An 11729-nucleotide genomic window follows, 5' to 3' on the forward strand; every position below is an offset into this window, starting at 1 on the left:
CGCGGGTTCAAGCCCCGTTACTCACCCCAATCGTCCTTGGTAGTGGTACGGACCAAAGACAGGGTCGCGGGTTCAAGCCCCGTTACTCACCCCAATCGTCCTTGGTAGTGGTACGGACCAAGGACAGGGTCGCGGGTTCAAGCCCCGTTACTCACCCCAAGTCTTTCTCGGCGAGAGCCGTTTCACCGCCCGTCGCATTTCGATCGGAGCCGCTCGTGGAACTCGATGCCGAAGCCTTCGAGGCGATCGTCGTCGATGAACTCGACCAGTTGTCCGACGACATGGTCGACGGCCTCGACAACGTCGTGTTCGTCGTCGAAGACCGGCCCGAAGACGGATCACTCGACCTGCTCGGTCTCTACGACGGTTGGGCCCTCACCGAACGCGATCGCTACGGATTCGGCGAGATGCCCGACCGCATCATCCTCTTCCGCGAACCGCTGCTGGCGATCTGCGCCGACGAGGAGGAGCTTCGCGAGGAGATCCACGTCACGCTCGTGCACGAGATCGCGCACTTCTACGGCATCGACGACGACCGGCTCCACGAGCTGGGCTGGGCTTGATCCGCGCCGGGTTACGCTGAATCCATGAGCCTCACCCCCGGCCGCATCGTCGGCATCGCCGTCGGCGCGATCGCGATCCTCGGCATCGGCGTCTACGGCCCGGCGATGCTTCTCGGCCCGCTTCCGACGGTGAACGTGACCGTCGCCGCCGACGTCGGTTCGGCACCCGACGAGAGCGCCTCGGCCGTGACCCTCCCGACCGAGGGAGCCAGCGCGATGGCCGTGCTCGGCGACGACGGCACCGCGACGACGCTCGGCGTCGCCGGCGACACCGAGGCCGTGCCGATCGGTGGGGCGGTGAAGCTCGTCACGGTGCTCGCGACGCTCGACTCCCTGCCGCTACCGCCCGACGGCGGCGGCCCCGAGATCACGATCAGCGCGGCCGACTACACCGACTACCTCCGCTACGTCGCTGAAGACACCCGCACGCTCGACGTGCTCCCCGGCCAGAAGTGGACCGAGCGCGACGTCGTTCGGGCTGTACTGCTCGCCTCGAGCAACAACCACGCCGACACGCTCGCTCGGTGGGCGTTCGGCGGCGTCGACCCGTACGTCGAGGCCGCCAACGCCTGGCTCGCCGAGAACGGCTTCACCGCGACGCACGTCGCCGACGCCACGGGACTCTCGGGCGACAACGTCGGAACGGCGGAAGAGCTCACCCGCCTCGCCGCCCTCGTGCTCGCCGACCCGCGCCTCGCGGAGCTGTTCGGCGTCGGCGACGCGCCCTCGGTGGCCGGCGAACGGACCATCCCAGATGTCGTCGCCCGCCCGGGCGATGCGGGTGTTCGGGCACTCGCACGGAGTTACACCGATCAGGCGGGCGTGAGCTTCGTCTACACCACCACGGTGCCCGGACTCCAAGGCGAACCACCGCACCGCCTCGTCGGCGCCACAACCCTCATGCCCGACTACGAGACCCTCGACGCCGGCGTGAGCACGGCCGTCACCTCGGCTGCCGCATCGGCGGTGCCGGTCGAGGTCATCACGGCCGGCACGCCCTACGCGAGCGTCGAGGCCGCGTGGGGCGACCGGGCCGAGCTGATCGCCTCGGTCAGCAGAACGGATGCGTCGTGGGGCGGCGCCGGCGCGGAGGCATCCGTCACCGTCGAGCCCTTCACGACCGCGGCCTCCGGCAGCGACGTCGGGCGCGTCAGCTTCACGACTGCGGCCGGCGAGGTCGCCTCACCACTCGAGCTGACGGGCGCGATCAGTGACCCCGGCCCGATCTGGCGTCTCATGCACCCCGCCGCGCTCATCGGCGCGTTCGTCGCCGATCAGCAGGGCTGATCGACCGGGAGAGCCTGCGCTCAGTCGTTCTCGTCGTCGGATTCGACCGGATCGGAATCGTCGGCGTCGAACCGGAACTGCACCCGCACCTGCCCGTTGACCTCGCGCTCGTCGACCGCGTCGTACCAGAACAAGGACTCGAGACCATCGACGGCGGCGACCATGCCGACGCGCTGCTCGGTCTTGCCGCCCACGAGGATCCGGTGCTCGAACTCCCCCTCGAGCGGGCCGTCGAGGAACTCCGCGACGTACTGGGCGCCTGTGTCTGTGCTCATATCACTACCGTAGCCCTCGGGGTGCTGCAGCGGCAGGTCGCACGCGCGGCCCCGCGTCGTGTCGCCGATCACGACAACTCAGGCGTCGGCGACGCGCACGCGCACGTCGGCGCGGCGTGCCGGTTGGGTTCGTGCGACGTAGCGTCGCCACTGGCGCTCCCACAGGTCCCAGTACGGGTCGAACGCCCCGGCGTCGCGCTCGAGCGCCCGGCGCTTGCGCACGCGCGGCGACGCCTCGACCCAGACCGTGACGGCCTCGATGGGAGCGGCCGCGGCGAAAGCACCGCAGCCTTCGACGATGAGCACGCGGCCCGGCGTGCTCCGTTCGATCGATGCGACTCGGTCGCCTGCCCAGTCCCATCGGCGCCACTGCCCGACTGCGCCGCGCGCATGGCGGGCGACGAGCTCGTGCGCGAGCGCAGCGCCGGCGGGCTCGAGTCCGTTCCACCCCGGATAGACGTCGTCGAGACGCACGAGCTCGGGGGCAGGGCCCGGCCACGCGCGCACGAGCGCGTCGGCGAGCGTGCTCTTGCCCGAGCCGCTCGGCCCGTCGATCGCCACGACCGGCGCGCCCGCGGCACGGCAGCGATCGAGCACGAGCCGCACGGCGGATGCCGCGGGCGCGCTCACGGTCGCACCGCCCGGGTCGCTCGCGCTCACGCCCACACCGCGTGGTACGTGCCCGCCCAGACGGCACATCCGATCGCGAGCACCGCGATGCCGACGGCGATGCAGAGCAGAGCGGCATCCGGCCACCCGACTCGGGACTCGCGTGCCCAGGTGCGCGAGTGGTCGGAGCCGAACCCGCGAGCCTCCATCGCGGTCGCGAGCTTGCTGCCGCGTCGAATGGCGAGCACGAGCAGTGCGAACGCCATGGTCGCGAACCGGCGGATCACGCCGTGGTCGCCGATGCCGCGCGCACGGCGTGACAGGGCCATCGCCCGCCAGTCCTCCATGAAGAGGCCGACGAGTCGTGCACCCGCCAGCGCGCCGAGTACGAATCGGCTCGGCAGTTTGGCGATCTGCGCGAGCCCGTCGGCGAGCTCGGTCGGATCGACGTTCATGAAGAGCAGCACCGCGGGAAGCCCGATCGCGAGCACGCGCACCGTGACGGCGACGGCGAGCTCGATCGATCCGTCGGTGATGCGGGCGAGCCAGAACGACCAGTACTCGGTGCCTTCTGGGCGCCCGTAGAGCAACATGCTGAGGCCGGCGATCGGCGCCGCGATGAGGATCGGCCAAGCCCGCGAGACGAGCAGCTTCGGGGTCACCCCCGCCATCGCGAAGAGCACGAGCTGCAACCCGAGCGCGACGGCGGCGCTCACCCAGTCGACGGTGAGCAGCAGCGGCGTCGTGAGCAGCATCGCGGCGGCGAGCCGGCTCACCGGGTTCACCTGGTCGACGAGATGCAGTCGCGGGGTCGGGCTCATGCTGCCGCCCCCAGGCGCAACACGTCGCTGCCGAGGTCGAGGTGCTGGTCGCCGAGCGCGTCGAGGTAGGCGGCATCGTGACTGACCGAGAGCAGCGTCGTGCCGTCGTCGACGAGGCCGCGAAGCAGGGTCACGAGTTCGATCCAGGTGAGTCGGTCCTGTCCGAACGTCGGCTCGTCGAGGATGACGACGCCCGGCTGCGCGACGAGCGCGCACCCGACCGTCAGGCGACGCTGCTCACCGCCGGACAGGGTGAACGGGTTCGCCGCAGCGAGCCGGTCGAGACCGAGGCGTTCGAGCACCTCGCGGGTGCGCCGAGCCGTCGTCGCGGCGTCGAGGCCGAGCGCGCGCGGCGCGACCTCGAGTTCGCGCTGCACGGTCGAGGCGACGAACTGGTGCTCGGGCTCCTGGAAGACGGTGCCGATGCGAGTGAGCAGCTCGCGCGACCGCCACCGGATCGGATCCGTCTTGAGTCCGGCGGCGAGCTCGTGCGAGGCGCGCACACGACCGCCGAGGGGTGCGAGCAGCCCGCCCATGGTGAGGGCCAGCGTCGACTTGCCCGCACCGTTCGGCCCGGTGAGCACGGTCGAGGCGGCGCGCGGCACTGCGAGCGAGAGTCCGCTGCGCACGACGGCGTCGCTTCGGCGACCGATCGCGAGATCGATGCCCTCGAGATCGACGACGGATGCCGCGGGCGAGGGCCGCGCTGCCGACACCGCCGGCGGCACCCCCGGCACCCAGACGCCGGCGGCGAGCAACGCGTCGCGCTGCGTGGAGAGGACGTGCTGCGGCTCGCCGTCGGCGATCAGTCGGCCGTCGCGGCCGAGCACGACCACGCGGGTGACGAGGTCGACCCAGACGTCGACCCGGTGCTCGACGACCACGAAGGTCGCGCCGGTGCGATCGAGCGTGCGAGCGACCGCCTGCCGCACCTCGTCGACCCCGACGGGATCGAGGTTCGCCGTCGGCTCGTCGAGCAGCAGGAGCCCCGGTCCCATCGCGAGGGCGCCCGCCAGCGCGAGGCGCTGCTTCTGGCCGCCGGAGAGCGCGTTCGTGGGGTGATCGAGCGGCAGGTCGAGACCGACCTCGTCGAGCGCCCGCCGCACGCGCGGCCAGATCTCGTCACGCGGAACGCCGAGGTTCTCGCACCCGAAGGCCACATCGTCGCCGACCCGCGCGAGGATCACCTGCGAGTCTGGATCTTGCAGCACGAGACTCGCTCGCCCGCGCACCGAACCGGGCCACTCGCCGTCGATGAGCAGCGAGCCGGTCTCGTCGCCCTCTTCGGCCCCGCCGTGAACGCCGGCGAGTGCGTGCAGGAGGGTCGACTTGCCCGACCCCGACGGGCCGAGCAGCAGTAGCCGCTCCCCCGGGGTGATGACGAGGTCGATGCCGTCGAGTGCGGCTCGCTTGCGCCCGGCGTGCCGCCACCCCCACCCGCGCGCCTCCACGCGCGCGGGCCGGGTGGCACCGGAATCGCGCCCCACGTCAGACCCGCTGCGCCACGTCTTGACCGGCGGCGAATCGGCTCAGTGCTCCCGTCGCTGCGAGACCGCGCACGATGAGCCAGCCGAGCAGCCCGGCGAGCACCGCGCCCGAGATGACGACGGTCGTGAAGTAGAGCCCGAGGAACTCCGGTGACTTCGCGAGGTTACCCGAGGTGAAGAGCTCGAGCGTCCACGCTGCGGCGCCGGCAGCGGCACCCGCGAGCATCGCGGGCACCAGGCCGAAGCGGCGGTAGGCGAAGATCGCGAACACCAGTTCGGCGCCGAGACCCTGCATCACGCCGGAGTAGATCGTCTCGATGCCCCACTGGTTGCCGACGAGGGCGGAGACGATCGCGGCGAGCAGTTCGACGAAGAGCGCTGCACCCGGCTTGCGGATGATGAGCCCGCCGAGCACGCCGCCGATGAGCCAGATGCCGACGGCGATGCCGCCGAGACCCGGCGTGAGCGCGTCGGCCGCGCTGAACCACGCGTAGCCGACGTTGTTCCAGAAGAGGAAGAGGAGCCCGGTCGCGACGCCGATGACGCTGGCGACGACGATGTCGACGACCCGCCAGCGCAGGTCGCGCGACTTGCGGGGCGTGGAGGGGCTGCTGGTTTCTGATGCTGCAGTGTGCACTGTCGTGCCCTTTCGATTCGTGGAAAGAGGCACGGGAAATTGAGATGTGATTGGCCTCCCTGCGCTGGCATGACCCAGATCAGGTTCGACGGTCGAAGGTTGAGAACCTTCCTCTCAGCCCGGCTCACCGGACTCCCGTGTTCGAGCACGAGTATACGCCGATGGCGCGGGCAGCGTCGTCGACGGCAACGGCCTGCGCCGCAGCCGACGGCGAGGTCAGCGCTTGAGTGCGCGGATCACCATTTTGAGCGCCTTGCCCGTGACCCAGACGAGCGGAGTGGCGACCAGCAGCAGCCCGATGAGGTTCGGTTCGAAGCGCACGTCACCCGAGCGGCCGACGTATGCGCCGAGCGGAATGGAGAGTCCGCCACCGCCACCGCCGCCCGCTTCGTCGCCCGAACCATCGGAGCCGCTGCCGGCACCGAAGCCGTAGTACCCGAGCGCCACGGGCACGAGCGTAGTGCCGTCGATGTCGACGGGGTCGCCGTAGGAGGTCTTCACACCGACGCCGGCGACGGTCTCAGCGAGGTCCAGAACGAGTTCAGCCATGAGTCAACGCTACCGGCGCGCCTGCTCTCGAACCACCCCTTGCGAGATTCGCCGGCACCGATTCAGCGAATGTCGCCGGCACCGGGTTCTGTGCGACGCGACGACTCGACCCGGTCGGCTGCTCGCTTCACGAGCGAGGCGGGCCGCACCGCACCGCGGCCGAACCGCGCCGTCACCTCGTCGATCGTGCGTTCGGCCTCGCGCCACTCCTCGTCGGGGTCCCACAGCATCGCACCGCTGCCCGAGGGCCGGAGTTGCTCGGCGCGCACGCCGATGAGACGGATGCGGGCCCCGTCGACTGCGAGCTCGCCGAGCGCAGCGGATGCCTCGTCGTAGATGCGCCTCGCGACGTCGGTCGGCTCCCCCAGCGTGCGCGACCGGGTGACGGTGCGGAAGTCGCCGTAGCGCAGCTTCAGCACGACCGTGCGCCCGACCACGCCGGCCCGACGGAGCCGTACCGCGACGTCGTCGGAGAGACGCAGCAGCTCGCGTCGCAGCTGTTCGAGGTCGGTGAGGTCGTACCCGAACGTGACCTCGTGCCCGATGCTCTTCTCCTCTCGCCCGGTGACGACGTCGCGGGCGTCGACCCCCATCGACAGGTGGCCGAGTTTCGCAGCGAGCGCCGGCCCCAGCGCCCGTGCGAGCGCGTCTGCCGGCATGGCGGCGACGTCGCCCACGGTACGGAGCCCGAGGCGGGTGAGCGACTCCTCGGTGACCTTGCCGACCCCCCAGAGCGCTGAGACGGGCAACGGGTGCAGGAACTCGAGCGTGCGATCGGCCGGGACGACGAGCATGCCATCGGGTTTCGCCCGGCTCGAGGCGACCTTCGCGACGAACTTCGTCGCCGCGACGCCGACCGAGCAGGTGAGACCGGTCTCGTGGTGCACGCGTCGACGCAGGCCCCACGCGATCTCGGCGGGGCTGCCGTGAAGCCGTCGTGCGCCGGACACGTCGAGGAAGGCCTCGTCGATCGAGAGCTTCTCGACGAGCGGCGTGACCTCTTCGAAGATCGTCATGACCCGGCGCGAGTACTCGGTGTAGCTCGCATAGTCGCCGCTCAGCACGACCGCGTTCGGGCAGCGCTGGAGGGCCAGCGACATGGGCATGGCAGAGTTCACGCCGTACTTGCGAGCCTCGTAGCTCGCGGCCGACACGACACCGCGGCCCGCCGTGCCGCCGACCAGCACGGGCTTGCCGCGCAGCTCGGGTCGCTTCAGCAGCTCGACGGAGACGAAGAACGCGTCCATGTCGACGTGCAGGATCGGCGTCGCCGAGTCGTCGACCGGACCGGTGGTCACTTGGCGCGACGAGCCGTCCTGCTTGCTCATGATGCGACCCTATCCGCTGCCGCCGTCATCGCAGACTCCGCTGGCCACCGCCCGAAGCGGTCAGAAGCCGAAGTCGCCGCCCCCACCGAAATCGCCACCGCCGAAGTCGCCGAAGCCACCGAAGTCGCCGCCCGAGTCGGCACCGGATGCGTCGTAGCCGTCGGACGCCGCAGCGTCGCCGCCATCGGCACCGGCCTCGCCGGCACCGCCGTCGGCACCCGCCTCGAACGCCGACGGGTCGGACAGGAACGCCTGCGCGATCGCCGAACCGACCACCACGCCGGCGACGGAGCCGAGCAGCGAGCCGGCGAACATGCCGCCGAACGACGGACCGCCCTGCTGCGGGCGTCCGCCCGAGGCATCCGCTCGCGTGAAGGCGCGCTCGACGCTGCCGGGTGCGCGGAGCTCGGCGCGGGTCGCTGCGCGGGCCAAGGCGCTCGGCTCGTCGGAGACGAGTCGTTCACCGGCCGGCGCGTCGGCGCTGAGCGAGGCGAAGAGGGCCTGGCGCTGCTGCGGCGTGAGCTTCGCGAACGCTTCGGCGTGCACCGCCTCGACCGACTCGGGCGGGGCCGTGCGCAGCAGGTAGCGGTAGCGCTCGACCGCGAGCTCGTCGTCACTCAGCCTGCGGGCGGGCTGGGCCTGAGGGCGCTGCGGTTCGGCGGGAACTGCTCCGAAGAGACGGTCAAGGAATCCCATGTTGTCCTCGTCAATCGTTCAGGGGACGACCACTGTACGGCCGCGAGCATCGAACATGCTGAGAGCCGAGCGGATCCCTCCGCTCGGCTCTCTTGCGCTTGCGTGCGTTACGCGGTCTGCGCGGCGCGCTCGAGCACGAGCTCGCGCACACGCGCGGCATCGGCCTTGCCCTGCATCGCCTTCATGACCGCGCCGATGACCGCGCCCGCGGCCTGCACCTTGCCGTCGCGGATCTTCGCGAGCACGTCGGGCTGCGAGGCCAGCGCCTCGTCGATCGCGGCGATCAGTGCGCCGTCGTCGGAGACGACCGCGAGGCCACGGGCATCGACCACCTGCTGCGGCGAACCCTCACCGGCGATGACGCCCTCGAGCACCTGGCGCGCCAGGCGGTCGGTGAGCGTGCCGGAGTCGACGAGCTGCGAGAGCTCGGCGACGTGCTCGGGAGCGACGAGGCCCGAGGCGTCGACGTCTGCGGCGTTCGCGAGGCGGGCGATCTCACCGGTCCACCACTTGCGGGCAGCGGCGGGCGTCGCGCCGGCCTTCACCGTCGCCTCGAGCTCGATGAGGAGGCCGGAGTTCGCGACATCCTGGAACTCGAGGTCGGTGAAGCCCCACTCGGACTTGAGGCGGCGACGACGCGCGGCCGGCGGCTCGGGAAGCGCAGCGCGCAGCTCGTCGACGAGCTCCTTCGAGGGCACGACCGGCAGCAGATCGGGCTCGGGGAAGTAGCGGTAGTCGTCGGCGTCGGACTTCGGGCGCCCGGCGCTCGTCGCGCCGGTGTCCTCGTGCCAGTGACGCGTCTCCTGGATGATCGTGCCGCCGCCGGCGAGGATCGCCGCCTGACGCTGGATCTCGTAGCGCACGGCGCGCTCGACCGAGCGCATCGAGTTGACGTTCTTCGTCTCGGTGCGCGTGCCGAGCTTCTCCTGGCCGCGGGGGCGCAGCGACACGTTCGCGTCGCACCGGAGGTTCCCGCGCTCCATGCGCGCCTCGGAGATGCCGAGCGAGAGCACGATGTCGCGGATCGTGGCGACGTACGCCTTCGCGAGAGCGGGGGTGTCGGCCTCGCCGCCGAAGATCGGACGGGTGACGATCTCGACGAGCGGAACGCCGGCGCGGTTGTAGTCGACGAGCGAGTACTCGGCACCCTGGATGCGGCCCGTCGAACCGCCCACGTGCGTGAGCTTGCCGGCGTCCTCCTCCATGTGCGCGCGCTCGATCGGCACCGTGAAGACCCGGCCGTTCTCGAGCTCGACCTCGACCTCGCCGTCGAACGCGATCGGTTCGTCGTACTGCGAGATCTGGTAGTTCTTCGCGAGGTCGGGGTAGAAGTAGTTCTTGCGCGCGAACCGGCTCGACGGCGCGATCTCGCAGCCGAGCGCGAGGCCGAGGCTGATCGAGTACTTCACGGCCTCGCCGTTGACGACGGGCAGCGAACCCGGCAGGCCGAGGCACACGGGCGTGATGAGCGTGTTCGGCTCGGCGCCGTGGAACTGCGAGTTCGCGGGGTTCGGGGCCGACGAGAACATCTTCGTCGTGGTGTTCAGCTCGACGTGCACCTCGAGGCCGATGACCGGCTCGAAGAGCTCGAGGGCCTTGTCGAAGTCCATCAGTTCAGCGCGGGCCATCAGAGTGCGCCTTCCTCGGTCGCGGTGAGCTCGTGAATGGAGAGATCGGGTGCCTGGGCGAGCAGCGGGCCGCCCCAGCGCTCTTCGAGCAGCTGCTCGAGGGCCGCGCCGACGTTGTAGAGACGTGCGTCTTCACGGGCCGGTGCCAGGAACTGGATGCCGACGGGCAGTCCGTCTTCGGGAGCGAGCCCCGAGGGCAGCGAGATGCCGGGCACGCCCGCGAGGTTCGCGGGAATCGTCGCGATGTCGTTGAGGTACATCGACACGGGGTCGGCGAGCTTCTCGCCGAACTTGAACGCGGTCGTCGGCGCAGTCGGCGAGGCGAGCACGTCGACGTTCGCGAACGCCGCGTCGAAGTCGCGCTGCACGAGCGTGCGCACCTTCTGCGCGGAGCCGTAGTACGCGTCGTAGTAGCCCGCCGAGAGCGCGTAGGTGCCGAGGATGATGCGTCGCTTCACCTCGGGGCCGAAGCCCGCCTCGCGCGTCGCCGACATGACCTGCTCGACCGTGCCGCCGCCCTCGGGCGTGACCCGGAGGCCGAAGCGCACGGAGTCGAACTTCGCGAGGTTCGACGACGCCTCGGCCGGGAGGATGAGGTAGTACGCCGCGATCGCGTACTGGAAGTGGGGAGCGGAGATCTCGACGATCTCGGCGCCCTGCTTCTCGAGCAGTTCGAGCGACTCGTGGAAGCGCTGGCGCACGCCGGCCTGGAAGCCCTCGCCGTCGAGTTCCTTGATGACGCCGATGCGGAGGCCCGAGACATCCGCTCGGCGCACTGCCTCGGCCATCGACGGCCACGCCTCGGGGATCGACGTGGAGTCGAGCGGGTCGTGCCCGGCGATCACGTCGTGGAGCAGTGCGGCATCGAGCACGTTTCGCGTGACGGGGCCGATCTGGTCGAGCGAGGAGGCCAGGGCGATCGAGCCGTAGCGGCTGACGGCGCCGTAGGTCGGCTTGACGCCGACCGTGCCGGTGACGTGCGCCGGCTGGCGGATCGAGCCGCCGGTGTCGGAGCCGAGCGCGAGCGGGGCTTCGAACGCGGCCACGGATGCCGCGGAGCCGCCGCCGGAGCCGCCGGGGATGCGGTCGAGGTCCCACGGGTTGTGGGTCGGACCGTACGCGGAGTGCTCGGTCGACGAACCCATGGCGAACTCGTCCATGTTCGTCTTGCCGAGCGGGATCATGCCGGCTTCGCGCACCTTCGTGACCGGCGTCGCGTCATACGGAGGGATCCAGCCCTCGAGGATGCGCGAGCCGGAGGTCGAGGGCATGCCCTTCGTGACGAGCACGTCTTTGATCGCGATCGGCACACCCGCGAGCGGGCCGAGGGGCGCGCCTGCTGCGCGCTGGCGGTCGATCTCGGCGGCCGTCTCGATGGCGCGTTCGCCCTCGACGTGGAGGAACGCGTGCACGGCACCGTCGACGGACGCGATGCGGTCGAGGTGGGCACGGGTCGCCTCGACCGAGGAGACCTCGCCGGCGGCGAGCTTCTCGCCGAGTGCGGCTGCGGACAGGCGGATCAGTTCGTCGCTCACTGCTCTTCTCCCAGGATCGCCGAGACCTTGAATCGCGAGTCGTCGGACTCGGGGGCGCCCGCGAGCGCCTCGTCTGCGGTGAGCACCGTGGTGCCCACGACGTCGTCGCGGAACACGTTCTGCATCGGGATCGGGTGGCTCGTCGGCGGCACGTCGGGCGTGGCGACCTCGCTCACCTGCTCGACCGCGTGCATGATCTGGCCGAGCTCCGTGGTGAGGTGCTCGATCTCTTCATCGGTGAGCGCGATGCGGGCGAGGTTCGCGAGATGCGCGACCTGCTCCGCAGTGATTTCGGACATGCTGCTCCGTCGTCT

General features: G+C 70.7%; 13 protein-coding genes and 1 riboswitch. Of the genes, 2 read left to right on the top strand and 11 right to left on the bottom strand.

Annotated features, from left to right (window positions below; genetic code table 11):
• Positions 1-215 precede the first annotated feature (215 nt).
• Both ACFTQE_RS00905 and ACFTQE_RS00910 read left to right on the top strand, forming a co-directional pair.
• Entirely contained in the window at positions 216-563 is a 348-nt protein-coding gene (locus tag ACFTQE_RS00905) for a metallopeptidase family protein (protein ID WP_376923300.1), read from the top strand.
• A gap of 24 nt (positions 564-587) precedes the next feature.
• Positions 588-1850 (top strand): hypothetical protein, encoded by a 1263-nt coding sequence (locus ACFTQE_RS00910; RefSeq protein ID WP_376923301.1) that lies wholly within the window; start codon positions 588-590, stop codon positions 1848-1850.
• A 20-nt stretch (positions 1851-1870) separates the two neighbouring features.
• Here ACFTQE_RS00910 and ACFTQE_RS00915 read toward each other — a convergent pair whose 3' ends face one another.
• The 11 genes from ACFTQE_RS00915 to gatC all read right to left on the bottom strand — a co-directional run bounded on the left by ACFTQE_RS00915 (position 1871) and on the right by gatC (position 11714).
• On the bottom strand, positions 1871-2125 hold the full coding sequence (locus ACFTQE_RS00915; protein WP_375833598.1) for a hypothetical protein: 255 nt from the start codon (positions 2123-2125) through the stop codon (positions 1871-1873).
• Positions 2126-2203: 78 nt separating this feature from the next.
• Positions 2204-2785, bottom strand: coding sequence for an AAA family ATPase (locus ACFTQE_RS00920; protein WP_376923302.1), 582 nt, complete (start codon positions 2783-2785; stop codon positions 2204-2206).
• Positions 2782-3555: an energy-coupling factor transporter transmembrane component T family protein gene (locus ACFTQE_RS00925; RefSeq protein WP_376923303.1), complete on the bottom strand. Its 774-nt coding sequence runs from the start codon at positions 3553-3555 to the stop codon at positions 2782-2784. Before ACFTQE_RS00925 ends, ACFTQE_RS00920 begins: the two co-directional genes overlap by 4 nt.
• Positions 3552-5042 carry an ABC transporter ATP-binding protein gene (locus tag ACFTQE_RS00930; RefSeq protein WP_376923304.1) on the bottom strand — a complete coding sequence of 497 codons (1491 nt, stop codon included), beginning with the start codon at positions 5040-5042 and terminating at the stop codon, positions 3552-3554. The genes ACFTQE_RS00925 and ACFTQE_RS00930 overlap by 4 nt, the downstream gene beginning before the upstream one ends.
• 1 nt (position 5043) lies before the next feature.
• Entirely contained in the window at positions 5044-5679 is a 636-nt protein-coding gene (locus ACFTQE_RS00935; RefSeq protein ID WP_376923305.1) for an ECF transporter S component, read from the bottom strand.
• A 39-nt stretch (positions 5680-5718) separates the two neighbouring features.
• Positions 5719-5828: riboswitch (TPP riboswitch) on the bottom strand.
• Positions 5829-5895: 67 nt separating this feature from the next.
• Positions 5896-6228, bottom strand: a complete 333-nt coding sequence (locus ACFTQE_RS00940) for a hypothetical protein (RefSeq protein WP_376923306.1) — start codon at positions 6226-6228, stop codon at positions 5896-5898.
• Between the two features lie 62 nt (positions 6229-6290).
• Positions 6291-7556: a DNA polymerase IV gene (locus ACFTQE_RS00945; protein ID WP_376923307.1), complete on the bottom strand. Its 1266-nt coding sequence runs from the start codon at positions 7554-7556 to the stop codon at positions 6291-6293.
• 60 nt (positions 7557-7616) lie between these two features.
• On the bottom strand, positions 7617-8252 hold the full coding sequence (locus ACFTQE_RS00950; protein ID WP_376923308.1) for a hypothetical protein: 636 nt from the start codon (positions 8250-8252) through the stop codon (positions 7617-7619).
• Positions 8253-8359: 107 nt separating this feature from the next.
• On the bottom strand, positions 8360-9880 hold the full coding sequence (gene gatB, locus ACFTQE_RS00955; RefSeq protein ID WP_376923309.1) for an Asp-tRNA(Asn)/Glu-tRNA(Gln) amidotransferase subunit GatB: 1521 nt from the start codon (positions 9878-9880) through the stop codon (positions 8360-8362).
• A complete protein-coding gene (gene gatA / locus ACFTQE_RS00960; protein WP_376923310.1) occupies positions 9880-11415 on the bottom strand; it encodes an Asp-tRNA(Asn)/Glu-tRNA(Gln) amidotransferase subunit GatA in 1536 nt (511 codons plus the stop codon). The genes gatB and gatA overlap by 1 nt, the downstream gene beginning before the upstream one ends.
• Positions 11412-11714: an Asp-tRNA(Asn)/Glu-tRNA(Gln) amidotransferase subunit GatC gene (gene gatC / locus ACFTQE_RS00965; protein ID WP_056009497.1), complete on the bottom strand. Its 303-nt coding sequence runs from the start codon at positions 11712-11714 to the stop codon at positions 11412-11414. The genes gatA and gatC overlap by 4 nt, the downstream gene beginning before the upstream one ends.
• Positions 11715-11729 lie beyond the last annotated feature (15 nt).

This window comes from Agromyces sp. NPDC056965, from assembly GCF_042673425.1.
Classification (GTDB): domain Bacteria; phylum Actinomycetota; class Actinomycetes; order Actinomycetales; family Microbacteriaceae; genus Agromyces.